At 65.4% G+C, this 23,136-nt stretch carries 20 protein-coding genes; 12 read left to right on the top strand and 8 right to left on the bottom strand.

Translation table 11 applies throughout. From position 1 onward, the window contains the following. Positions 1 to 48: 48 nt before the first annotated feature. Together CXY70_RS14800 and CXY70_RS14805 are read right to left on the bottom strand one after the other, a co-directional pair. Entirely contained in the window at positions 49 to 1,332 is a 1,284-nt protein-coding gene (locus CXY70_RS14800; RefSeq protein WP_104193089.1) for a M18 family aminopeptidase, read from the bottom strand. Between the two features lie 51 nt (positions 1,333 to 1,383). Continuing rightward, positions 1,384 to 2,118, bottom strand: coding sequence for a hypothetical protein (locus tag CXY70_RS14805; protein ID WP_104193090.1), 735 nt, complete (start codon positions 2,116 to 2,118; stop codon positions 1,384 to 1,386). A gap of 163 nt (positions 2,119 to 2,281) precedes the next feature. Here CXY70_RS14805 and CXY70_RS14810 point away from each other — a divergent pair, with 163 nt between their 5' ends. The 4 genes from CXY70_RS14810 (at position 2,282) to CXY70_RS14825 (ending at position 6,885) form a co-directional block, all read left to right on the top strand. Further along, complete coding sequence (locus CXY70_RS14810; protein ID WP_104193091.1) at positions 2,282 to 4,423, top strand: ATP-dependent DNA helicase RecQ; 2,142 nt, start codon at positions 2,282 to 2,284, stop codon at positions 4,421 to 4,423. A gap of 130 nt (positions 4,424 to 4,553) precedes the next feature. Continuing rightward, the gene (locus tag CXY70_RS14815) at positions 4,554 to 5,357 is read left to right on the top strand and encodes an amino acid ABC transporter substrate-binding protein (protein ID WP_104193092.1); all 804 of its coding nucleotides are present in this window, start codon (positions 4,554 to 4,556) and stop codon (positions 5,355 to 5,357) included. A gap of 12 nt (positions 5,358 to 5,369) precedes the next feature. Further along, positions 5,370 to 6,038, top strand: a complete 669-nt coding sequence (locus tag CXY70_RS14820) for an amino acid ABC transporter permease (protein ID WP_104193093.1) — start codon at positions 5,370 to 5,372, stop codon at positions 6,036 to 6,038. Then, a complete protein-coding gene (locus CXY70_RS14825; RefSeq protein WP_104193094.1) occupies positions 6,025 to 6,885 on the top strand; it encodes an amino acid ABC transporter ATP-binding protein in 861 nt (286 codons plus the stop codon). Before CXY70_RS14820 ends, CXY70_RS14825 begins: the two co-directional genes overlap by 14 nt. A gap of 24 nt (positions 6,886 to 6,909) precedes the next feature. On the opposite strand, the gene CXY70_RS14830 is transcribed toward CXY70_RS14825, so the two are convergent. From CXY70_RS14830 to CXY70_RS14850, 5 genes are all read right to left on the bottom strand, one after another. Next, positions 6,910 to 7,206: a hypothetical protein gene (locus CXY70_RS14830; protein WP_104193095.1), complete on the bottom strand. Its 297-nt coding sequence runs from the start codon at positions 7,204 to 7,206 to the stop codon at positions 6,910 to 6,912. After that, on the bottom strand, positions 7,203 to 7,550 hold the full coding sequence (locus CXY70_RS14835; protein ID WP_233205974.1) for a hypothetical protein: 348 nt from the start codon (positions 7,548 to 7,550) through the stop codon (positions 7,203 to 7,205). Before CXY70_RS14835 ends, CXY70_RS14830 begins: the two co-directional genes overlap by 4 nt. Before the next feature lie 348 nt (positions 7,551 to 7,898). Next, positions 7,899 to 8,438, bottom strand: coding sequence for a hypothetical protein (locus CXY70_RS14840; RefSeq protein WP_104193096.1), 540 nt, complete (start codon positions 8,436 to 8,438; stop codon positions 7,899 to 7,901). 145 nt (positions 8,439 to 8,583) lie between these two features. Continuing rightward, positions 8,584 to 11,589 carry an AAA family ATPase gene (locus CXY70_RS14845; RefSeq protein WP_104193097.1) on the bottom strand — a complete coding sequence of 1,002 codons (3,006 nt, stop codon included), beginning with the start codon at positions 11,587 to 11,589 and terminating at the stop codon, positions 8,584 to 8,586. Next, entirely contained in the window at positions 11,586 to 12,767 is a 1,182-nt protein-coding gene (locus tag CXY70_RS14850; protein WP_104193098.1) for an exonuclease SbcCD subunit D C-terminal domain-containing protein, read from the bottom strand. The genes CXY70_RS14845 and CXY70_RS14850 overlap by 4 nt, the downstream gene beginning before the upstream one ends. 150 nt (positions 12,768 to 12,917) lie before the next feature. On the opposite strand from CXY70_RS14850, the gene CXY70_RS14855 reads away from it, so the two are divergent. The 7 genes from CXY70_RS14855 to CXY70_RS14885 all read left to right on the top strand — a co-directional run bounded on the left by CXY70_RS14855 (position 12,918) and on the right by CXY70_RS14885 (position 20,306). Further along, a complete protein-coding gene (locus tag CXY70_RS14855; protein ID WP_104193209.1) occupies positions 12,918 to 13,706 on the top strand; it encodes a DeoR/GlpR family DNA-binding transcription regulator in 789 nt (262 codons plus the stop codon). Next, a complete protein-coding gene (locus tag CXY70_RS14860; RefSeq protein ID WP_104193099.1) occupies positions 13,703 to 14,704 on the top strand; it encodes a 1-phosphofructokinase family hexose kinase in 1,002 nt (333 codons plus the stop codon). The genes CXY70_RS14855 and CXY70_RS14860 overlap by 4 nt, the downstream gene beginning before the upstream one ends. Further along, positions 14,701 to 16,704, top strand: coding sequence for a fructose-specific PTS transporter subunit EIIC (locus CXY70_RS14865; RefSeq protein ID WP_104193100.1), 2,004 nt, complete (start codon positions 14,701 to 14,703; stop codon positions 16,702 to 16,704). Before CXY70_RS14860 ends, CXY70_RS14865 begins: the two co-directional genes overlap by 4 nt. Before the next feature lie 83 nt (positions 16,705 to 16,787). Beyond that, positions 16,788 to 18,554, top strand: coding sequence for a phosphoenolpyruvate--protein phosphotransferase (ptsP, locus tag CXY70_RS14870; protein ID WP_104193101.1), 1,767 nt, complete (start codon positions 16,788 to 16,790; stop codon positions 18,552 to 18,554). 57 nt (positions 18,555 to 18,611) lie between these two features. Further along, positions 18,612 to 18,890 (top strand): HPr family phosphocarrier protein, encoded by a 279-nt coding sequence (locus tag CXY70_RS14875; protein ID WP_104193102.1) that lies wholly within the window; start codon positions 18,612 to 18,614, stop codon positions 18,888 to 18,890. A 161-nt stretch (positions 18,891 to 19,051) separates the two neighbouring features. After that, positions 19,052 to 19,303 (top strand): hypothetical protein, encoded by a 252-nt coding sequence (locus CXY70_RS14880; RefSeq protein WP_104193210.1) that lies wholly within the window; start codon positions 19,052 to 19,054, stop codon positions 19,301 to 19,303. A 1-nt stretch (position 19,304) separates the two neighbouring features. Continuing rightward, on the top strand, positions 19,305 to 20,306 hold the full coding sequence (locus CXY70_RS14885) for an FHA domain-containing protein (protein ID WP_233205955.1): 1,002 nt from the start codon (positions 19,305 to 19,307) through the stop codon (positions 20,304 to 20,306). Between the two features lie 43 nt (positions 20,307 to 20,349). Here the strand turns inward: CXY70_RS14885 and CXY70_RS14890 are convergent, their stop codons facing one another. Then, on the bottom strand, positions 20,350 to 20,856 hold the full coding sequence (locus CXY70_RS14890) for a hypothetical protein (RefSeq protein WP_104193103.1): 507 nt from the start codon (positions 20,854 to 20,856) through the stop codon (positions 20,350 to 20,352). A 193-nt stretch (positions 20,857 to 21,049) separates the two neighbouring features. Between CXY70_RS14890 and CXY70_RS14895 the strand changes: the two genes are divergently transcribed. After that, positions 21,050 to 22,921 carry a gamma-glutamyltransferase family protein gene (locus tag CXY70_RS14895; RefSeq protein ID WP_104193104.1) on the top strand — a complete coding sequence of 624 codons (1,872 nt, stop codon included), beginning with the start codon at positions 21,050 to 21,052 and terminating at the stop codon, positions 22,919 to 22,921. The last annotated feature ends 215 nt before the right edge of the window (positions 22,922 to 23,136 follow it).

Consider the following 23,136-nt stretch of genomic DNA (forward strand, 5'->3'; position numbering starts at 1 on the left):
GAGTTGGCGGCCGAGACGGATCCGGCCGATCAGCCCGGCCTGGTGACACTACTCAACGGGTGTGAAGAAGGCCGCGGTCGCCGCGGCGAGCGCTTGCGGATCGTTGACGTGGCACAGCTCCCGGGCCGAGTGCATCGACAATAGCGGCACACCGACGTCGACCACGCGAATACCCAGTCGGGTCGCGGTCAACGGCCCGATGGTCGAACCGCAAGGAACCGTGTTGTTGGAGACAAATTCCTGGTAGTCGACGCTAGCCTGGGCGCAGGTGCGGGCCCAGAGGGCGGCGCCGTGGGCATCCGTCGCGTAGCGCTGGTTGGCGTTGATCTTGAGCAGGGGGCCCCCGCCGAGAATGGGCTGGTTGGCCGGATCGTGGCGCTCGGGATAGTTCGGGTGCACGGCATGGCCGGCATCAGCGGAGAGGCACCACGACTTGGCATAGGCCTGCAACCGATCCGACCCGGTCGCGCCGAGGCCGTGACCGATGCGGCGGAGAATGTCGTCGAGCAGTGGACCGCTCGCTCCGGAGCGGGACTGCGAACCGAGCTCTTCATGGTCGAAGGCCGCGAGCACGCTGATCGAACCCCCCGTTGCCAGGTGGCTGGTCGCAATGAGCGCGTGCAGGCCGGCATAGACCGACGAGAGATTGTCGAGGCGGCCGGCGGCGAACAGTTTGTCGCCGAGACCGAAGGTAGCCGGCGGGTTGGTGTCGGCGGTGAGGATGTCGTAACCGGCGACATCCGCTGCCAGAAGCCCGGCCAGGCCAGCCAGGTGGGCTACCAGATCAGCCTCGGATGCCTCGCCGACGCCGAAGACGGGCGTGAGGTGGCGTTGCCGGTCGAGCGTCAGGCCGTTGTTCACCTCGCGGTCGAGGTGCACCGCGAGCTGTGGAATGCGCAGGAATGGTCCGGTGCGCACGAGGCGTTCGGTGCCGTCACGCGTGACCAACCGGCCGGCGAGTTCGAGTTCGCGGTCCAGCCAGGAATTCTGCAACGGCCCGCCGTAGACCTCGACTCCGGCCTGCAGCCAGCCGTGCGAGCCGATCGTGGGTTTGGGCTTGAGCTTGAAGCCCGGGGAGTCGGTGTGGGCACCGAGAATGCGAAATGGTGTCGTCGGCCCGGCACCGGCCGGCTGCGACCAGGCAATGACGGCGCCATCACGCACGACGTAGTAGCCGGCAGCCTCCTCGATCGTCCAATTCTCCGACTCATCCCGCCGCGTGAAGCCGGCCGCATCCAGCCGCCGGGCCACTTCTGCAGCGGCGTGGTACGACGACGGTGACGCTTGCAGAAAAGCGGAAAAATCGGCGATGTAGTCGAGTGCTGCGTCCATTCCTCCATCCAACCACCCGCGCAGGGGCAGCGGATGCCGCGCGGCGTGCTTCTACTCGGCGGGCGCGTCGGACTGCAGCGCGGCGCGCGCGAAGGCTGCGCCGCCGACGGTGACCGTTCCGCGGTCACCGTGCCACGCCTCGGTCTGTTCGAACACGCCGAGTCGGTCGAGCAGGTGCCACTTGGTGTCGACGAGGTGCCAGACCGACTGCGTCGTGGGTTCCTGGCCGTCGGACTGTACCCAGCCGAGCGAACCGAGCGCGCGCGCCAGGGTCGTGAGGTAGTCTTCGCGGCGGGCCAGGCTGCGGGTCGCGACAAACAACAGCAGCAGACGGGTGGCGTCGGCGACGGCCGGTGTGCGGCTGTGGTGGATGGTGCGGGCGAGGTGCCACCAGAGTTCGCGGGGAGATCGTGCGAGGGCGCGGCCCTTGACGGTGAGCACGAGCATCCCCTTGCTGACCCGCAGCAGTCCAACGTCGCGCAGGTGGCCGCGCAGTTCCTGCAACGGACGCAGGTGCGCCTCGCGGTTCACGCTGATCGGCCAGCCCCAGTCGAGCTCGGCGGACGCCTGTACAACGACCGCCGGCGGTAGGTGCCCCGCCTTGGTCAATCGGATGCCGTCGGCCCCGACCCGGGTCAGAATCCACTGCGCGGGAGCCACCATGCGGGCCATGGCCCGCTCCTGCAGCAGGATCGAATCTTTCACCCGGGCCTGCCCGATGAGTCGGCGAAAACCGACAACGGCCTGTTCCGCCAGCCGCGTTTCGATCTCCTGAATCACGTTCACCCACCGAGCCTACTGAGCCATCCCGCTCGAAGGCGACGAATGCCCCGCGACACGCACTGTCAGCCCAGCCCGCGCCGGTATGCGCCCAGGAAGTACCAAATACACGACCAGTGTCACTGGTCTATGAAACAGGGATGTCGGTGGCATCTGGCACCCTTGAAGGATGACCGACACCCGCGCATCCGCTCTGGCCATTCTGCGCACCCTCGTGGGGCGAGCCGACGCCTCCTGGCATGACGGACAGTTTGAGGCCATCGAAACTCTGGTCGACCACCGTCGCCGCGCGCTCGTGGTGCAGCGCACCGGGTGGGGCAAATCGGCGGTGTACTTTGTGGCGACCCTGCTGTTGCGACGCCAGGGCGCGGGCCCGACCATCCTGGTCTCGCCGCTGCTCGCCCTGATGCGTGACCAGGTCGCCGCTGCGGCCCGCGCCGGGGTGCGGGCGGTGTCGATCAATTCCTCGAACGCGCACGAGTGGAGCGACGTGCTTCAGAAGCTCGACGCCGACGAGGTCGATGTTTTGCTGGTGTCGCCCGAACGACTGAACAATCCGTCTTTTCGCGATGAGCAGCTGCCCGCCCTGATCGCTCGGGTCGGTTTGCTCGTGGTCGATGAGGCGCACTGCATCTCCGACTGGGGTCACGATTTTCGCCCGGACTACCGCCGCCTGCGCGACCTGATCGCCCAGATGCCGACCGGCGTGCCCGTGCTCGCCACCACGGCCACCGCCAATAGCCGCGTCGTGCAAGACGTCGCGGAGCAGGTTGGCATGGTCGCCACCGGCTTCGATGGCGCTACCGCCGGAACCGCTGAAGTCGTCACCATTCGCGGCCCGCTCGCTCGCTCATCGCTGCGGCTGGGTGTGCTGCGCCTGCCCGATTCGCGCGCCCGGCTGGCCTGGCTGCTCAGCCACCTCGCCGAACTGCCGGGCAGCGGCATCATCTACACCCTCACCGTGGCGGCCGCCGAGGACACCGCCAGGCTGCTGCGCGAGGCGGGTCACGCGGTGCGCGCCTACACCGGCCAGACCGACACGGCCGAACGCGAACAATCCGAGGAGTTACTCAAGACCAACCAGGTCAAAGCACTCATCGCCACGAGCGCTTTGGGAATGGGATTCGACAAACCAGACCTCGGCTTCGTGTTGCATCTGGGCGCGCCGTCCTCCCCCGTTGCCTACTACCAGCAGGTCGGTCGTGCCGGCCGTGCCACCGCTTCGGCCGACGTATTGCTGCTGCCCGGCGCCGAAGATGAGGCCATCTGGCACTATTTCGCCACCGCCTCGATGCCCAATCAGGCCAAGGCCCTCGCCGTGGTCGGCGCACTCGAAGCCGCCGGTACTCCCCTGTCCACACCGGCGCTCGAAGCCAGGGTCGACCTGAAGCGCACTCCGCTTGAGCTGCTGCTCAAGGTGCTCGACGTCGACGGCGCGGTGCACCGGGTCAAGGGCGGCTGGCAGTCGACCGGGCAGCCCTGGGTCTACGACGGGGAGCGCTACGAACGCATAGCGGCCGCCCGGCTCGGTGAGCAGCAGGCCATGCTCGAATTCGAAGGCACCACCGGCTGCCGCATGGAATTTCTGCAGCGCGCCCTCGACGATGAGACTGCGGTAGCATGCGGGCGTTGTGATAATTGCCGGGGCGCCTGGTATTCGAGTGCTGTGGCCGAGGGAGCCGTGGCGACGGCCACGCAATCGCTCGATCGCGTCGGCGTCGCCATCGATGTGCGTGCGCAGTGGCCGACCGGCATGAGCAGCCTCGGCGTCGCGGCCACCGGCAAGATTGCGCTCGGCGAACGGTCCGAGCCCGGCCGCGCGCTGGCCCGCCTGACCGACCTCGGCTGGGGTGGTCCGCTGCGTGACCTGTTCGACCCCCGGGCAGCGGATGCCCCCGCCCCACCGGCCATTCTGGCCGCCTGCGTGCGCGTGCTCGCCGAGTGGGGGTGGGCCGAGCGACCGGCAGCCATCGTCTCGATGCCGACGCGGCGGCATCCACTTCTCATTGATTCGGTGGCACGGTCGTTGGCCGACGTCGGTCGGTTGCCGCTGCTCGGCGCCCTGGACTGGGCGAACGGAGGCCCCACCGGGGAGCCGGGCGGCAACAGCGCTTATCGGCTATCCAGCGTGTGGGACCGCTTCACTGTTGGCGCCGAGCTGAGTGAGGCGCTCGCTGCGTTCACCGGCCGCCCCATTCTACTGATCGACGACCTCGCCGACAGCCGGTGGACCCTGACCGTGGCTGCGCGCGTGCTGCGACAGTACGGCGTCTTGGCGGTACTGCCATTCGCCCTGGCCCTGCGCTCGTAGGTCATTATCAAGCTGAACCGGAATAATTGGGGCTTGCTGCTCCTTGTAAAGTTGAGCGCGCCGCTACCCGCGGCCTCTGCACCATTCGGGGGCGACACGACCTCCACCTAGTTTGTTAGGCGATTGTTCCATGAAGTTCAGACTCATTCCGGCTGCCCTGCTCAGTGTCGTTGCCCTCACCCTCACCGGCTGCTCCGCCTCGAACGGCGATAGCACTCCTGCCGCTGACGACTCGCTGAGCAGCGTGCTCGACTCTGGTACCCTCACGATCGGCACCGAGGGCACCTACCGGCCGTTCTCATTCCACGAAGACGGCTCCGGCGAACTCACCGGCTATGACGTTGAGGTGGCCCGCGCCGTTGCCGCCGAGCTCGGCGTTGACGTCGTGTTTGAAGAAACCCAGTGGGACGGCATTTTTGCGGGCCTCACCGCCGGCCGCTGGGACACCATCGCCAACCAGGTGTCGATGACCCCGGAGCGCCTGGAGGCTTACGAGTTCTCGACGCCGTATACCTACTCCCCCGGTGTCATCGTGGTTCTTGCCGACAACACGTCGATCACGTCGTTCGCGAGCCTCGACGGCCTAACCACGGCACAGTCGCTGTCCAGCAACTGGGACACCCTGGCCACCGAGAGCGGCGCGAACGTGCAGCACATCGAGGGCTGGGCCCAGTCGGTCGCCCTGGTCGAACAGGGCCGAGTGGATGCCACGGTCAACGACAAGCTGACCTTTCTGGACTACCAGAAGACCAACGACGCTGACAACCTGAAGATCGCGGCCGAGACCGAGGAGCGCTCCGAGAGTGCGTTCGCTTTCGCAAAAAACGGCACCGCGCTGGCCGACGCCGTGAGTGAAGCACTGGCGACCCTCAGCAACGATGGAACGCTCGCCGAGCTCTCCGATAAGTACTTCGGCGCCGACGTCAGCCAGTAGCCCGATGATTCGATGATCCAGCCTGATTGGGAATTGTTCTTCGGCTCGTTCTGGCCGATGGTGGACGGCGCGGTGCGGGGCACGATTCCCCTTGCGCTGACGTCGTTCGCGATCGGCCTCGTGCTCGCTCTCGTTCTCGCGCTCATGCGGTTATCGCCGAAGCGCTGGTTGTCGGCCATCGCTCGCGGCTACATCTCGATCGTGCGTGGCACTCCCTTGCTCGTGCAGCTGTTCGTGATCTTCTACGGACTGCCATCGATCGGCATGCTCATCGACCCGTGGCCGAGCGCTATCGTGGCATTCTCGATCAACGTCGGCGGATATGCCGCCGAGGTCATCCGGGCCGCGATTCTCTCGGTGCCGAAAGGCCAGTGGGAGGCCGCCTACATGATCGGCATGTCGAACAATCGGGCTCTTACCCGAATCATCCTGCCGCAGGCGGCTCGGGTCTCGGTGCCTCCGCTGTCAAACACGTTCATCAGCCTGGTCAAAGACAGCTCCCTCGCCTCGCTGATCCTGGTCACCGACCTGTTCCGTGAGGCGCAGCAGATTGCATCCTTCAGTAACGAGTTCATGCTGATCTACCTCGAAGCTGCCCTCATCTACTGGGTTATCTGCTTGGTGCTATCCACCGGGCAGGGTTTTCTTGAGAAGCGATTGGACCGATATGTCGCCCGCTGATCCCCTCGCTACAAACGGCCAAACGGATGCTGACCCCCTGCTTCGCGTGCGAGGCCTGCAGAAGAGTTTCGGCAGCAACAGTGTGCTGGAGTCGGTGGACCTTACCGTGGGCCGCGGCCGGGTGCTGGCCCTGATCGGGCCGTCCGGCTCCGGTAAGACCACCATTTTGCGTTGCCTGAACGGGCTGGAGTTGCCCGACGGGGGCACCATCGAGGTCGCCGCTTCAGTGATTGCTGACCGGGTTGGTAGCGGCTCCGCTAACGGCCGGGGCGCTGGATCATCGGCGTCGATGGCCATTGACTTCGCCGCGAAGACCTCGCCGAAACAGCTCGGCGCCCTGCGCGACCGGTCGGCAATGGTTTTTCAGCACTACAACCTGTTTCCGCATAAGACCGTGCTGCAGAACGTGATTGAAGGACCGGTCATCGTGCAACGCCGCCCGCTCGCTGAGGTCACGGCCGAGGCGCTGGTCCTGCTAGCGCGCGTCGGCCTGACAGACAAACAGGGCAGCTTTCCGTTCGAACTCTCCGGCGGCCAGCAGCAGCGCGTCGGCATTGTGCGAGCCCTCGCGCTGCGCCCGCAGCTGCTCTTGTTCGACGAGCCGACCTCGGCCCTCGACCCGGAGCTCGTCGGCGATGTACTGCGCCTGATCAAAGAGCTGGCCGACGAAGGCTGGAGCATGGTCATCGTCACACATGAACTCGAGTTCGCCCGCGAGGTCGCGCACGAGATCGCCTTCGTGGACGGTGGCATCATCGTCGAGCATGGCGAGCCGAAACAGTTGTTGCAGCACCCGCAGCAGGAACGTACCCGCCAGTTTCTGCACCGGCTGCTGCACCCGTTCTAGGGCAAGCAGCCGGCACGGGAAGAACTAGGGGTGCGGCGTGATGATCACCACGGTGATGCGGTCAAGGCCAGGGCCGTAGTGCCAGTAAATGCGACCGGCCGTCGGCGTTCGATGCTCGATGTAGGAGTCCCAGACGGCCTCACCCTTCTTACCGGCCAGCGACACGTACTTGTGCGAGCGCAGCGCCGGGTCCTCGGGGTTCAACTGCAGGCGACCCAGAGCGGTACGCACTCGTTTGAGTCGTCCGACCAGCTGTGGCTTCGTTTCCAGGAGGGACAGTCCCGAAGCCGCTTCCCGCGTCAGGAGGAGCGTAAAACTCATGACTTGGGCTCGACGGGAGCGGCCGACTCATCGACCGCGTGCTCCTCATCCGCGAATCGGGTGAAGTCGCCACCCTCGGTGGTCTCGTCCTTACTGCTGTGCTCAAGGCCGCGCACCAGGGCGGCACGGATGCCTTCGTCGTCCCAGACCAGAAGTTCACGGCGCGGGATAGACACCAGCGGAGTCAGGAGAATCTCACCCTCGGCGTTGACTGCTACGGCGTAGCGGTCATCGCGATGCACACCCGCTTTTCCGAAAGCCATTCTCGAGCGCTCATCGGCACTCACCTCGCCCATCGGAATGAAATCCGATTTGAGTTCCGTCATCTTCTTCAGTTCCACCATCGTCTTCACCCGATCACTTGGTGGCCCGCACCGGTCCGGGTAAAACACCGAGACCGATCCATGCCTGTCTAAAAGTGAGATTACCCCAGATTCACATGTGGGTAAACCCCTAGCCAAGAGATCACGACTAAGTATTATGCGCCGAGACGTGATTACCGGTCGGGACCGACAGAGGCAGACAAGAAAAGACCAGTCCGTTCGGCAGGGCAATCGGACTGATCTAAGCAAATCTTAATATACAACGCCGCGCGCGCGCGCTCAAGGATCAAGTCCACCTTTTCCGATACGGGATTTGCACACGCGGGTTGTGACCGGTCATGCGGCAGGAGAGTAGCGGAACAGTCGCGGCTATCGAGAAAAGGCGGCCCCGGCCTGTAACGCCGGTCGCTTTCCGGTCCGGCGCGGCGCGGCCGCGTACGGCGAGTTGTCGGCACGCTCAAGCAGGTAGCGCGTCACCGTGTTCCAGTCGGGAAACAGTGGGGTCAGAAACTTGATCAGTTCGCCCTCAAACCCGTCAGCACCGACGGCTGATCCGTCGTCGACGAGAAAGTCGCCGCGATTGAGATGTTTGTGGTGCGACAGAATGAGACGCTTGTAGGCCGGTCCGCCGGCATCCGCCCCGAGGTGCTCCTGCACCCACTCGAGCTTGTGTTGCCAGGCACTCGCGTTGCCCCACGGGGCCATCGAGAGAATATAGGTGTCGAACGATCGGGCGAGAGTGTGGAAGGCGTCGATGGCGCCGCTGATAGGTTCCATGCGGGCGAAAATTCCGGGCACTTCGTCGAGCCTTTTCTCGTAGCGAGAATACTCGGCGTTGGTGAGTCGATCGATTCCCGATTGCACGTTGACGAGGGTGTTGTCGAGGTCGATATAAAGAATCTTTTTCATTCGGTCTCCCTGGCGCGGCTCGCTTCATTGCGGCACCACTCCGATCGTGACAGGCTCACCGCGGATCGGCAAGAGCTGAAGCCAACCTCATGGGGTCAGCGCGGCGGCTCCGCGCGGCGCTGTGGTGGGCGAGAGACCCCGCCAGTCATTCGATGGGCAGGTCAGCCTCAATTCGGCTGTATCCCTGATCGGTGACCGAGATGCGCAGCGTCGCCGGAATCTGCTCTTTCATTGAGTCGACGTGGCTGATCAGTCCGATCGTGCGTCCGCCGGCGCGAAGGGTGTCAAGGGTGCTCATGGCAGTTTCGAGGGTCTCGCTGTCGAGCGAGCCGAAGCCCTCGTCGACAAACAGGGTATCGAGCGTGATACCACCCGCTTGCCCGGTCACCACCTCGGCTAGTCCGAGCGCGAGTGCAAGAGAAGCCAGGAATGTCTCGCCACCGGACAGCGAATGCGTTGGCCGGGCGCGACCGGTGAACTCATCACGGATCGCCAACCCCAGACCAGACCGCGCGCCACCCTTCACGCGCGAGTCATCGTGTTCGAGGGTGTAGCGTCCGCTTGTCATCGTGCGCAGCCTCAGGTTTGCTGCCCCCACGATTTCTTCCAGCTGGGCGGCCAGGACATAGGTCTCCAGCCGCATCCGTTTCGTGTTCGGTTCGTCGCCCTGCATTACGTCAGCCAGCTGACGCACCTGAAAATGCTCGTCTGTCAGGCCAGCGGATGCCGCAAATCGCGTCGTAACTTCCCGCACGATCGCTTGCAGTTGGCCGGCACGTTCGGCGAGTGAGCTGTGCGAGCTCACAGCGTCATCGCGCGCGGTGCTCGCGGCATCGAAGGCTCGCAGGGACGGCTCGAGATCGATCGGAGCTGACGGAAGATCGACCAGCTCAGGATCGGCCACAGCCGCCAGGGCCGCCGCACGTTGGTCGTCATAGGACCGCACGACGTTGGCCAGTTGGATGACCTGGCCCTCGTCAAGCCTCGCCCCGACAGCCGTTCCCTCATCGTCGAAGGCTTCCTCCGCCAGCCGGTTCGCGAGGTCGAGAATGGCCGCATCGCGGGCGTCGGCGCGTTGCTGGCTGAATACGAGGGCGTCATCGAGTGCGCGCGCGCAGTCCAGCTCCTGTTGCAGTGCGCGTACCTGATCGGTCACGGTACCGCTTCCACCACGCTGCGCGCCCACGCGAGCCATGAGCAGGTCGCGCTGCCCAGACCGCTCACTGTGGATGTCGGCCGCCGTATCGCGTGCCGCGCGGAGGCCTAACAGTGCGGTCTGGGCAGTGGTCTGGGACTCCCGAAGGTCGGCCTGTTCCTGCCGAAGCCCGCCGATCAGGCGGGAGGCCGTCTGCGCAGTAGCCAACCGGGCGCGGGAGGCACAGCACTCGGCTTGCAGCTCACCGACGCTTCGCTGCCCGGCCAGCGCCTGCGCCTGACCGAGACGATTCGTCAGCGAGGTCGCGGTCTCCTGGGCATCGGCCAGTTCCTGCTGACTGCCCTCCATGTGCTGGCGGGCCGTGCTGAGGTCGGCTGCAGTGACTAGCTCGCCCTCCGGCGCTGCCGGAGCAGGGTGTTCAATGGCCCCGCACACCGCGCACGGATCACCTTCGACGAGACGGCTGGCTAGTTCAGACGCCTGCCCAGCGAACCGGCGGGTCACGAGCGCCTCGTAGTCGACGGCGGCCGCCGCGTTATCACGACTTCGATCCAGTAATTGCGTGCCAGCCCCCGCCAACTCCCTCAGCAACGCCACCACGTCTTCGGCGGCCGCGAAGCCGATTTCGGCCCGGCGTACGGCCTCGGCAGCGTCTGACTCCCCGGCTGCGGCGAGCGTCGCCGCCGCGAGTTGCTCGCCGATGAAATCTATCTGCTGGGGTAGCTCATCGATTCGCTGCTGGGCACGCGCCAGGCCATCGGCGTGACCGACGAGCGCGTCGAACAAGGCCGTGATCTCTCGGTTCAGGGCGGGAAGCTGTTTTTCTTCCTCAAGCACCTCCGCGAGCGCTCCAAGCCGCCCCACGAGGGCATCCATGATCGGACGAAGCGCCCGCTGTGAAGGGCCAGCGCTGTCACTGGCTGCGCCTTCACTGGTACCGCTGTCACTGGCGGCGCTGTCGCCGAAGGGCAACCAAGCGGTCCTGGCCGTGCCTACATCGGCCAGGGCTGTCTGCCATTCAGCAGTCGCGGTCCGGCTGCTCCGAATCTGCGGCCAGACCCGTGCCGCACGGGCCGCGCGCAGCAGCGTGCCGCGTTGTGCCTCGACCTCGAAGTGGCAGCCGTCGAGGGCGGCAAGAGCGGTGTCAGCCAGAACGCGGCGAGCCTGACGTCGCTGGGTCTCCGTTGCCGCGCTATGTTTCTCGGTTGCAGTAGACAGCCGAGCGGCCGCACCGGTCGCCTCCGCCGAGGCGACGTCAACGGCACTATTCAGGCCAGCCAGAGCGTCGCTAAACCAGCCGAGGTCCGGCGCGACTGGTGCTTCCAAAAGCCGAAGCTGGTGCATGGCAGCGGTGGTCTGTTGTGCGACATCACGCTGCACGTCGGCGAGCCGCTCGTCGAGTGATTTGCGGCGCAGCACGAGAGCTGTTTCCAGTTGTTCGAATCGTGTGGTCCCGAACAGGCTGCGCAGCACAGCGCGCCGTTCATCGGTTTTGGCCAGCAGAAAGTATTGGAACCGGTTTTGGGCGAGCAGGATCACCTGAAGAAATTGGTCAGCCTTCAAGGGCAGGATCGCGCTCAGTTCAAGGCCGACGGCTTGTACCTTGGCCGCAGTTGCCCGCCATTCGGTGCCGTGCAAAATATAAAGCACAGCAGTGGCTGCTGCGGTGGTGGTTCCGGTGCCCTTCTTCTTAGCTCGCTCATACTCCGGGCTGCGCACCAGACGGTAGTCACGTCCGCGCAGGCTGAAGTCGAGTTCGACAAAGGTGGGATCATCGGGCTCGCAGTAGTCGCTGCGCAACGGCTGCTTTCCGTCGGGAAACCGCGGCACCTTGTCATACAGAGCGAAACAGATGGCGTCGAGGATACTGGATTTACCGGCGCCGGTTTTGCCGGTTATGAGAAAGATTCCGTCGGCATCAAAGCGTTCAAAATCGACAACCTGTTCGTTCTTGAACGGTCCGAACCCGGCCAGACGCAATCGCTTGATCTTCATGCGTTGACGTCCGTGGCATTCTGCTCAGCAAGCAGTTCTGCAAGCAGCGCTCGTTCAAATTCGCTGGGCCCGACCCCGTTTCGCACGAACGACAAAAAACCCGCCACGATCTCGGGGTCGCCGGTGGCCGCGCGAATGCGCTCGGCGTAGGTTGAGCCATCCGCTTCGACCGTGATCGCGGGCTGGTGTTCGAGCGCAACCGCGTGCGCAAATCGGGAGTGAAGTGCGCGCATGGCGTCGAGCGGCCGCACCTGGTCGGTGATGATGGCTTTCACCCAGTCGCCCTCGTTGTCGGCGTATGCCTCGTCAGCGAGCAGATCAGCGAGTTCACCGGTGAGAACCGCGAGCCGGCGCGGAACGGGCAGGTCGACCCACTCGATCGGGCCGAGGCCATCGGCTACGAGTTCGACCAGCCAGGCGCCGCGCGGCTTGCTGGCCTCGGCGAAGGAGTAGTGCAGCGGCGCGCCGGAGTAGCGCACCCGTGGGGTGAGGGTAGCCCGCCCGTGAATGTGGCCGAGGGCGACGTAGTCGCAACCGTCGAAAACCCGAAGCGGTACGACGTCGAGTCCGCCGGCGGTGATGTCGCGCTCCACATCGCTCGACTCGGAGGCCGACGTGACGCCGGCTGCAAAGCAGTGCGAGAGTACGACGCTGCGGCCGCCGCACTCAGTGCGGCGGCGCAGCGCCAGATCGTTGCGAATACGGGTCATGGCGAAATTGAGAACCTGTTCGTGCGTTTTCATGACCGCATCGGGATGCCGGTGGCGAATGAGTGCGGGCTCCAGATACGGGATGCCGTAAAAATGCACTGGGCCATGCTCGTCGGTGATGGTGACGGGCGAGGTGTATTGCTCGGGCCGGGTTACCACGTGGATACCGGCCAGTGCCGCCCACTCGGACTGAAAGCCGAGCCGAGTAGCCGAGTCATGATTTCCGCTCGTCATTACAACGGACGCCCCGGCCTCCTTCAACCGCCGCAACGTGTCGGTCAGTAGCGCATAGCTCTCTTTTGAGGGCATCGCGGAATCAAACACATCCCCCGCCACCACCACCACGTCGACAGCGCGTTCCGCCACCACCGCCACGAGAGCATCCAGCGCGAGTCCCAGGTGCTCGAGCGTGGAATGGGTATGGAAGGTGCGCCCGATGTGCCAGTCCGAGGTATGCAGAATCTTCATGCTCTTTACGCTAGCGGGGCCTACCGACAGCGCCGACCGACAGCATTGATTCTTCGTTTATCTTCTTTTTTTTGACAAACAAAAACAAACACAGCTAAAGTCGATGAAACCAACTTCGTGACTCACCTCACTCACCGCCCCGGAGGCATCGTGTTCGCCGAAGAACGTCAACTCGTGATCGCCGCGCTCGTGGCAACCGAGGGTCGAGTCACCGTGACCGACCTCGCCGCGCGTTTCGTCATCACTGCCGAGACCGTGCGCCGCGACCTCGACACCCTCGAGGCCGCCCGCCACCTGCGTCGCGTGCACGGCGGTGCCGTCGCCATCGACCGCCTGAGCCTGTCTGAGCCGAGCCTCGATGAACGGCAAACGCAGCGCCTCGACGAGAAGTCGCGCATTGCCGACGCCGCGATGCGCATGATCCCCACCAGCCGCACCGGTTCGATCGTGCTCGACGCCGGTAGTACCACGGAGCGTCTGGCTGACCGTCTGAGCGGCTTCACGCCCGCGGTTGCCGGAGATCAGTTGCTCGTGATCACGAATGCGGTGCCGATCGCCGGCAAGCTCTCCCGCAACGAGGCCATCCAACTGGACATTCTCGGCGGGCGTGTACGCGGCCTGACCAGCGCCATCGTCGGTGCCGGCGCCGTCGCCCAGCTCGGGGCGCTCCGCCCCGACATCGCCTTCATCGGCGCCAACGGCATCAGCGCCACCTTCGGCCTCAGCACCCCTGACTCGGTCGAAGCGGCTGTCAAATCGGCCATCGTGCGGTCAGCCCGCCGCGTCGTCGTGCTCGCCGACTCCAGCAAGCTCGATCAGGAGACGCTGGTCTGCTTTGCCGCGCTCGCAGCGATCGACACCCTCGTGACGGATGCTGCGCCATCCGCTGATCTCGCCGCCGCCCTTGCCGCGGCCGACGTCGACGTGGTGATCGCATGATCGTCACCCTGACCCCCAACCCCAGCTTCGATCGCACCATCGAGCTGGCCGGCCCGCTGGCGCGCGGCGAGGTGCAGCGAGCCCTCGCCGCCCACGGCGAGCCCGGCGGCAAAGGGGTCAACATCTGCCGGGCCCTCGCAGCCAGTGGCATCGCAAGCCTGGCCATTCTTCCGGGTGATCCCGACGACCCGGTGCTCCTGGCCCTCGCCAACCACGGGGTACCGCACGTCGGCCTGCCGATCGACGCACCGCTTCGCAGCAACGTCGCGATCACCGAACCCGACGGCACGACGACCAAGGTCAATGAACCCGGCCCGGCCCTGAGCCTTCAACGACAGCGTGCCCTCATCGACCTCGTACTAGAGCAGTCGGTCGGTGCCAGCTGGCTCGTCCTGGCCGGTTCGGTGCCGCCCGGCGTGCCCGACGATTTCTATGCCCAGATCATTCGTGAGGTACGCGCCCGACTCGGTAGCCGCGCGCCGAAGGTCGCCGTGGATTCCTCGGGCGGACCACTCGCCGCCGCCGCATTGGCCCACCCCGATCTGCTCAAACCCAACGGCGAAGAACTCGCCGAGCTGAGCGGACTGTTCGACGGTGACACGCTCGAGGCGGACACCGACCTCGTCGTCGACGCAGCGCGCATTCTCATCGCCGGGGGTGTCGGCGCCGTGCTGGCCACTCTCGGATCCAAGGGCGCCGTTCTGGTCACCGCAAACGGAAGCTGGCTTGCCACGACTCCCCCGATGCGTGCCGTGAGTACCGTCGGTGCCGGCGACTCGGCCCTGGCCGGCTACCTGCTGCAAAGCAACCTCGGTGCGAGTGCTGTCGATTGCCTGCGTCAGGCCGCTGCCCACGGTGCCGCTGCAGCTTCCCTGCCTGGTTCCACTGTTCCTGCCCTGCACCAAACCAACCCCAGAGCCGTCACCGTGACGGACCTTGCCCCAGAATCGGTCCCTCGGCCGGTCCTGGCCACACATCCAAAGGAGGATGACCAGTGAGTGCACTGATTACCCCGGAGCTTGTTGCTCTGGATACCCATCTCGGTATCGAGCCGAAGGACGTCATTCGGCAGCTGGCCAAGCTCGTCGTCGCCTCGGGTCGCGCCACCGAAATCGAGGCCCTTTATGCGGATGCCCTCGCCCGCGAAACGAAAACAGCCACCGGCATCCCTGGTGGGCTCGCCATCCCGCATTGCCGCTCCTCGGCCGTGCTGGAGCCCACGCTCGCGCTGGCCCGCCTGTCGTCCCCGGTTGATTTCGGCTCCAAGGATGGCCCGGCCGACCTGGTCTTTCTCATCGCGGCGCCGGAGGGTGCCGACCAGGAACACCTGAAGATTTTGGCCAAACTGGCCCGCTCGCTCATGAAGAAGGACTTCACTTACGCCCTGCGGGACGCGTCGACCGCGGAGCAGATCGTTGACCTCGTCAACAACGTGGTCGCCCCGGTACCGGTAGCCGCTGGTGCCCATACCGGTGACAACGCCAATGCCGGTACCGGGGCGGCGAGCGGCATGAAGCGCATCGTCGCGGTCACGGCTTGCCCCACCGGCATCGCGCACACCTACATGGCCGCCGACTCCCTCGTGGCCGCTGCGAAGGCCGCTGGTGTCGACCTGCAGGTGGAAACCCAAGGTTCGGCCGGCCTCACTCCGCTCGATCCCGCCGTCATTGCTATGGCCGAAGCCGTCATCTTCGCCGTCGACGTCGACGTGCGCGGCCGGGAACGTTTCGCTGGTCTGCCCGTCATCAACGCCCCGGTCAAGCGCGGAATCGACGAGCCCGGCCGTTTGATCGAGGAGGCCCTTGCGGCTGCACTCAACCCGAATGCCCGTCGCGTCAACGGAACCGTCGACATTGGCGGAGCATCCGAAGAAAAGAGCGAGCACTTCGGGCAGAAGCTCAAGCGTGCGCTGCTTACCGGTGTCAGCTACATGATTCCATTCGTCGCCGGCGGAGGTCTGCTCATGGCCCTGGGCTTCCTGCTCGGTGGGTATCAGATCACCGATGTGGCCGACAAGGCCGTTCTGGAGAATAGCCTGTTCAACCTGCCCGACGGCGGCATGCTTACCTACCTCGGTGCGGTCTTCTTCAAGATCGGCAACTTGTCGATGAACTTCCTTGTTCCGGTGCTCGCCGGCTACATCGCCTTCGCGATCGCTGACCGCCCCGGTATCGCCCCCGGTTTCGTCGCCGGAGCGGTCGCTTTGTTCATGGACGCCGGTTTCCTCGGCGGCATCGTCGGCGGCCTGCTCGCCGGCGTCGTGGCCGCGAGCATCGGCAAGCTGCGCGTTCCGCGCTGGCTGCGTAGTCTGATGCCCGTCGTAATCATTCCCCTTGTCGCGTCGATCGTCGCCTCCGGTTTAATGTTCATCGTGCTCGGCGGGCCCATCGCGCTGCTCACGTCCAGCCTGAGTGACTTCCTCAACGGACTCTCCGGCGGTGCAGCAATTCTGCTCGGTGCCATCCTCGGCCTCATGATGGCCTTCGACCTCGGCGGTCCGGTCAACAAGGTCGCCTACGCTTTCGCCGTCGCCGGCCTTGGCACGGCAACCCTTGCCGACCCGGCGCCGTGGCAGATCATGGCCGCGGTCATGGCCGCCGGAATGGTGCCGCCGCTCGCGATGGCCCTCGCCACCGTGCTCGACAGGAAGCTGTTCAGCGTGACTGAGCGCGAGAACGGCAAGGCGGCGTGGCTGCTCGGTGCCTCGTTCATCTCCGAGGGTGCCATTCCGTTTGCCGCCGCCGACGTGTTCCGGGTGATCCCTGCGGCCATGCTCGGCGCCGCCGTGACCGGTGGCCTGTCAATGGCCTGGAACATCACGAGCAAGGCGCCGCACGGCGGAATGTTCGTGTTCTTCGCCATCGACAACTTCCTTTTGTTCGTGCTCGCCGTTGTGATCGGTACTGTTGTATCGGCGTTCGCAGTTGTTGGGCTCAAGCGTTATGCCGTGCGGAAGCGCCCGGTTGAGGCCGCTCCAGCCGCCCTGGTCAACGCCTGATCTGACCAGCGACAACTACCCGAACTACCCGACCAGAGCAGCACGCGGTACCGCAGTACAGCGACACCAGCGAAATGCTGGGGATGAAGAAATCGAGGACGATCGTGCAGACGCTTTCCAACAGTGCCGATGCGAGTCGGGCACCTGCAGGCGAGACCGAAATCGGCCGCTCCTTCGTCGGAGTCGGAGTCAGTCCCGGCCGCATCATAGGCCCCGTTCTCCTGATGCCGACAGCCGTGCGTGAACCCGCCGTGGGCGAGCAGCTAGCCGAAGGAACGTCGTCGGAGGAGGCATCCGCTACCCTGCGCACCGCAGCGAAAGCCGTGCAGAGCGACCTCACGGCGCGCTCGGCCGGTGCCTCGGGTACCGGCCGGGAGGTGCTGGAGGCGACAGCTCTGATGGCGAACGACCCGATGCTGGTCAAGGCCGCCGTCAAGCTCATCAACAACGGCGCCTCGCCTGAGCGGGCCATTTGGGACGCAGCGGCGTCGGTGGCCGAGATGCTGCACAACCTCGGGGGCTACATGGCCGAGCGAGCAACTGATGTACTTGACGTGCGCGGGCGCATCGTCGCCGAACTGCGCGGCGTCCCGGCCCCGGGCATTCCCTATTCTGATTCCCCGTTTATTCTGGTTGCCGAGGACCTCGCACCGGCCGACACCGCCACCCTCGATCCGGCGAAGGTGATCGCGCTGGTCACCTCGAGCGGCGGGCCGCAGTCCCACACCGCTATCATCGCCCGTGCTCTCGGGCTGCCCGCCGTGGTCGCTGCGGTGGGGGTCGACGCCCTCACAGATGGCACCCGCATCTTCGTCGACGGGGCTGCCGGCACCATTCTGGTCGACCCCGGCGCCGACGAGGTCGCGCTCGCCAAGGCTTGGGAGACCAGCACCGCCGCTCTAGCGGTGTTCGACGGCACCGGGCGGCTCCAGGACGGCCACCTGGTTCCGCTGCTCTCCAACGTCGGCGGCGCAAAGGATGCGGTCAAGGCCGCGGCTGCCGGCGCTGAGGGCGTCGGCCTGCTGCGCACGGAGTTTTGTTTTCTGGAACGCGACACCGAGCCGTCCATCACTGAACAGGTGGAGGCTTACCGCGGGGTGTTCGATGCTTTTCCCGGCAAGAAGGTCGTCGTGCGCACCCTCGATGCCGGCGCCGACAAGCCGCTGCCGTTTCTGACGGATGCCTCCGAGCCGAACCCGGCCCTCGGCGTGCGCGGCTACCGCACCGATTTCACCTCGCCCGGCGTGCTCGAGCGTCAGCTTTCCGCCATCGCGCAGGCCGCAGAGGGTAGCGAAGCAGACGTATGGGTGATGGCCCCCATGATCTCCACGGCAGAGGAAGCCGAACACTTCGCTTTACTCTGCAGTGCCGCCGGCCTCACGACCCCCGGCGTCATGGTCGAAGTGCCCTCGGCCGCGCTGACCGCTGCGAGCATTCTCGAGCACGTCGACTTCGTGAGCCTCGGCACCAACGACCTCACCCAGTACGCCATGGCCGCCGACCGCCAGCTCGGCCCGCTCTCCGCCCTCAACACGCCGTGGCAGCCGGCCGTTCTGCAGTTGATTCGTCTAACCGTGAACGGGTCGCACGACGAGGGGCACAACAAACCGGTCGGTGTTTGTGGCGAGGCCGCAGCCGATCCCGCCCTGGCGGTCGTTCTCGTCGGACTCGGCGTGGCGACACTGTCTATGACGGCGCGGGCGCTCTCGACCGTCGCCGCGGTACTCGCGAGCGTGACGCTCGCGGAGGCGCAGCAGCTCGCCAAACTGGCCTTGACGGCGCACTCGGCAACGGATGCCCGTCGTTTGGTTCGCGAGAAACTACCCATACTTGATGCGCTGGGTCTCTAACCCGGCGCACCCCGTTTCATCGCACCAACTTTTCACACACTTATCCAGGAGGATCCCATGTCTGAACGAACCGCCGTCATCGCCAGTCGCGTCGGCCTGCACGCTCGCCCGGCCGGTATTTTCGTCGCCGCCGTAGGCGAGTTGCCCATTGAGGTCACCATTGCCATGGCCGGCGAACCGGCCGACGATGCCATGGACGCCTCGAGCATTCTCTCGATCATGAGCCTGGGCGCCTCCAATGGCGACACAGTGGTGCTGCGCGCCGAAGGCGACGGCGCCGACGAGGCCCTCGCCTCCCTCGTCAAGATTCTCGAGACCGACCTCGACGCCGAATAATACCGGTGCCCCGTTTGCGTGGAATCCTTTACGTCGCACAACTAGGTACCTAAGCTAGGAAAATCTCGAGGTTCTTCCTCGGGACCGGTGCACCTACCGGAACCGGCAACATTCTTTCTGCGAGCGAAAAGGAACCTACCGTGACCGAACGACAGACGTACCTGGGTAATGTCGAAAGCTCCACTGACAACGCGGAGCACACCATCAAAGACTGGACCGACCTCGGCCAGGAAATGTGGTCTTACCTTACGGGCAAGGGCGCCGCTATCAACTACAGCTTCGTTGATATGGTCGTTGAGGTTCCTCGTGACATCGGCCCCGACGCCCCGCGAGCAGTATGGAAATTCAACGGCACCCTACGGGTCACGACCAGCGACGAGAAGTCAGCCGGCGCCGACCCTTTCCGGAACTAGTGTGAACGCCTCAGCGGGCTCTGCGAATCGGGACTCGAAAGTACCGATCGTCAAACCAGCACCGTCCCGCGTCAAACTGAACATCGATCTCAACTTCTCCCTGGTCGAGCCCACCGGCGCAGTCGGCGCCTCCAAGGCTGACCCTGATACAGAGTCGACCGGTTCAGCATTCGGTGACTCCTTCGGGGCAGAGGATGCCATGCACGGCACGGTGACTGCCAATGGCACGGAAATCACCGTCTTCACGAGCAACCCCGAAATGTTCGTACAGGGCCGAGCCCTCAATCTGGAACCGTTGCGCGCGCTCGCCTCCGAGTTGGCCGGTCGCGGTCTGACCGTCTCCATCACCGGGCCGGTGGGGCTGATCGCCCGACTGGGCGACGTGCAGGCATCCGTTACGCAACGTCTCGTGACACGGTCGCCGCACATCGTACTCGGGTCTCGATCCGCTCTGGGCCCGCTGGTGCAGGCGCGGATGCGGGGCCAGTCACGGATGCCCGTGGCGATTCCGCTTCCACCGTCGACCGTGTTCCCGCTCGCTCCGACCTTCGACCGGCGCAGTCGCCGCCGAGTCACGACGACCCACTACACGCCCGGAAGCGGGCGTCCTCGCCTCATATTCGTCGTCGGGTCCAAGAACTGGAACGGGCAGATGCCCCGGGAATTCAACCTGCTGCCGGGCACCACAACGATCGGGTCCTCGGCCGAGGCGGACCTGCAATTGCCGGGACTGAAACCGTTACACGCCGAGATTCGCCACGACGACAACGACGAGTACCGTCTGTTTGCATCGGGCGACGTCGCGGGCAGTTCTCGACCGTCCGAAGACGGTCTCAGTGTCGGCAGCGGGCAGATTTTGCGCACCGGTTCACGACTCGAAATGGGCCCGTGGCGAATGGGCTACTTTCGTGAGGAGTTCGCCGACCACGGCCGTCCGTTCGGCGGACGAGTGGGCGGCGAACTAGCCGTGCAGAAGCCTCAGCCACCCAGGCGTCAGGCCTGACCAGAAGCCGAGATCGGGGTGCCGCATTTCGGTGCGGCACCCTTTACGAGGTGAAGAGGCCGGTCCAGACCGCCCGTGATCCCGATTCTCCGATTAGCGCCACGGTGACCACCGATCCGATTGCGCTCGCTAAAACCACGAGGTCGAGAATGACGGTGGCAATCAGGCGCCCGGTACGACTCCGCAGAACGGCGGTGAAACGGACACCGTCGCCGGCGATGTAGCGATACCAGCCCCATTGCAGCAAAGCCATGAGAAACAGAGCGATTACCCACGGCAGCAGGGTGCTACCAAGGGATGTGTGCGCACCGAGCAGCGGTGTGACAATGACGAGGCGTGACTGCAGCCATTCGCCCGCCTGCACAGCGAGGGGAACCAACACGAGCGCGCCGAGGGCGATGAGCGGCGTCACGATGCCCAGTCGCCGCCGAGCGGCCGGCCAGAACGCAGTGAGCACCGCGCACAGCGCGGCCAAGGGCACGACGATCACGACCGCGTGCACGATGAGCACGTGCAACGGCAATCCATTGAATTCCCAGTCAAAGTTCATGGTGCGACTTCCTCGTCTCGGGTTGCGCAGCTGTCGGGCATCCATCCTGGACACAGCCTGCGACGACAGACCCGCATGCTCACGGCCTGATCATGGCATGAATCGAGCGAATTCGAGGCAAATAATGCGAAGTATCCGGCCGTCGGCATCTTCTCGTCAGCGCATGGCGCAGCACTCGTGCAAGGGTAGGGGAGTGACCTATACCGCACCGAACGTCTTCACCACCCGGCCGACACTGCAGGGAACCTTCGGAATGACCGCCTCCACGCACTGGCTCGCGACGGCGTGCGCCCAGGCCGTGCTCGAACGGGGCGGCAACGCCTTCGACGCGGCCGTGGCCGGCGCCTTCGTTCTGCACATCGTGGAACCGCACCTGAACGGACCCGGCGGCGATATGACCGGCGTCTTCGTGACAGCGAGTGAACCGGATGCCCCGCGCGTGCTGATGGGGCAGGGCCCGGCCCCACAGGCAGCCACCATCGACCACTACCGCTCAGAGGGCCTCGACCTCGTTCCCGGATCGGGAGCGCTCGCAGCGGCAGTTCCCGGCGCAGTCGACGCCTGGCTCGTGCTCCTGCGCGACTTCGGCACCTGGGAGCTGCCAGAGGTGCTCGCGTTCGCCCTCGGCTACGCCCGCGACGGGCATCCCGTTCTGGGCCGCGTCGTCGCCACGATCAGCTCGGTCGCAGCCCTGTTTGCCGAACACTGGCCTACTTCGGCAGCACAGTGGATGCCGAACGGCCACCTGCCCGCAGCCGGTGACCTCGTGACCAATGAAGCCTGGGCGAGCAGTCTCGACCGCCTGCTCGCGGCCAGCGCCGCCGCGGCCGTCGCGACCAGGGAGGCGCGCATCGACGCGGCCCGGCGCGAGTGGCGGGCCGGGTTCGTGGCCCGTGCCATCGTCGACTTCGGGCAGACTGCGCACCGGCACTCTTCCGGAACCGACCATGCCGGCGTCATGACCCTTGCCGACCTGGCCGGTTTCGAAGCGAGCATCGAGGAAGCCACAACGGTCGTTTTTCGCGGTCACACGATCGCTAAAACCGGCGCCTGGGGGCAAGGACCAGCGTTGCTGCAGACCCTGACAATTCTGGAGGGGTTCAGCGACGCCGAGCTGGACCCCTCGACCGCGCTCGGCGTGCACACCATCCTGGAGGCCCAGAAGTTGGCGATCGCCGACCGGGAGGCCTACTACGGCGACGCCGAGGTACCGCTTGACACCGTACCGCTGGATTACCTCCTGTCGGCCGACTACGCGGCCACCCGTCGAGCGCTCATTACGGGCGCTGCCTCGCACGAGTTTCGCCCCGGCCTCGTACCCGGCTACACCCCGTACTACCCGGTGCTACGCACCGAGTACACGACCGAGGCGCTCACGCAGCAGGGTACGGAGGCATCCGCTGCAGTCGGCGAGCCCACGGTCGCCGCACCGGCCCGCGCCGAAGCTGAGCCAGAAACCCTCTCGACCGGTGAAATGCGCGGCGACACCTGCCACATCGACGTCGTCGATCGCTGGGGCAACATGGTCTCAGCGACACCGTCTGGCGGCTGGCTGCAGTCCTCGCCGACCATTCCCGAGTTGGGGTTCTGCCTCGGTTCACGCCTGCAGATGACCTGGCTCGAGCCCGGCGCACCGTCGGCACTGACCGGCGGTAAGCGCCCGCGCACGACGCTCACCCCGACCCTCGTGCTAAAGGACGGGCACGCTGTCGCGGCGCTCGGCTCCCCCGGCGGCGACCAGCAGGACCAGTGGCAGTTGCTCTACCTGCTGCGCACGATCATCGGCGGATACACGCCGCAGCAGGCGATCGATGCGCCCGCTTTTCACAGCACCTCGTTTCCGGGCTCATTCTGGCCGCGTACCTGGGAACCCGGCGGCGCCGTCGTCGAGGATCGCCTCGGCGAGACAGTCATCGCCGAACTGGAAGGGCGCGGCCACCGGATCACCCGGGCCGGCGACTGGGCGCTCGGTCGCATTTCAGCGGTCACCCGGGACCCGCAGAGCGGGCTGCTGAGGGCGGCGGCGAACGCCCGCGGTGCCCAGGGATACGCGGCCGGTCGCTGACCCTGCAGCAAAATACCACCGTTTCGGGTATTTTTCTGTCCCCACCTATGGGGAGGACATTGACCTGTCTATCCCCACTAGATTGAAGCTATCGAACCGATTACCTGAGTCGGCGATGGGACGGACAATCATGAAAATGTTGCAGACAGAGTGCCCAGAATGCCAGCAAATGGTGTGGATCACGTCGGATACCAGATTTGCGACCTATCACTCGC

Source organism: Cryobacterium sp. Y82, assembly GCF_002929495.1.
Lineage (GTDB): Bacteria > Actinomycetota > Actinomycetes > Actinomycetales > Microbacteriaceae > Cryobacterium > Cryobacterium serini.

Coding starts and splice junctions, on each gene's coding strand:
- CXY70_RS14800 (WP_104193089.1), bottom strand. CDS start 1,332: ATGGACGCAGCACTCGACTACATCGCCGATTTTTCCGCTTTTCTGCAA.
- CXY70_RS14810 (WP_104193091.1), top strand. CDS start 2,282: ATGACCGACACCCGCGCATCCGCTCTGGCCATTCTGCGCACCCTCGTG.
- CXY70_RS14815 (WP_104193092.1), top strand. CDS start 4,554: ATGAAGTTCAGACTCATTCCGGCTGCCCTGCTCAGTGTCGTTGCCCTC.
- CXY70_RS14820 (WP_104193093.1), top strand. CDS start 5,370: ATGATCCAGCCTGATTGGGAATTGTTCTTCGGCTCGTTCTGGCCGATG.
- CXY70_RS14825 (WP_104193094.1), top strand. CDS start 6,025: ATGTCGCCCGCTGATCCCCTCGCTACAAACGGCCAAACGGATGCTGAC.
- CXY70_RS14830 (WP_104193095.1), bottom strand. CDS start 7,206: ATGAGTTTTACGCTCCTCCTGACGCGGGAAGCGGCTTCGGGACTGTCC.
- CXY70_RS14835 (WP_233205974.1), bottom strand. CDS start 7,550: ATGGTGGAACTGAAGAAGATGACGGAACTCAAATCGGATTTCATTCCG.
- CXY70_RS14840 (WP_104193096.1), bottom strand. CDS start 8,438: ATGAAAAAGATTCTTTATATCGACCTCGACAACACCCTCGTCAACGTG.
- CXY70_RS14845 (WP_104193097.1), bottom strand. CDS start 11,589: ATGAAGATCAAGCGATTGCGTCTGGCCGGGTTCGGACCGTTCAAGAAC.
- CXY70_RS14850 (WP_104193098.1), bottom strand. CDS start 12,767: ATGAAGATTCTGCATACCTCGGACTGGCACATCGGGCGCACCTTCCAT.
- CXY70_RS14860 (WP_104193099.1), top strand. CDS start 13,703: ATGATCGTCACCCTGACCCCCAACCCCAGCTTCGATCGCACCATCGAG.
- ptsP (WP_104193101.1), top strand. CDS start 16,788: ATGAAGAAATCGAGGACGATCGTGCAGACGCTTTCCAACAGTGCCGAT.
- CXY70_RS14875 (WP_104193102.1), top strand. CDS start 18,612: ATGTCTGAACGAACCGCCGTCATCGCCAGTCGCGTCGGCCTGCACGCT.
- CXY70_RS14890 (WP_104193103.1), bottom strand. CDS start 20,856: ATGAACTTTGACTGGGAATTCAATGGATTGCCGTTGCACGTGCTCATC.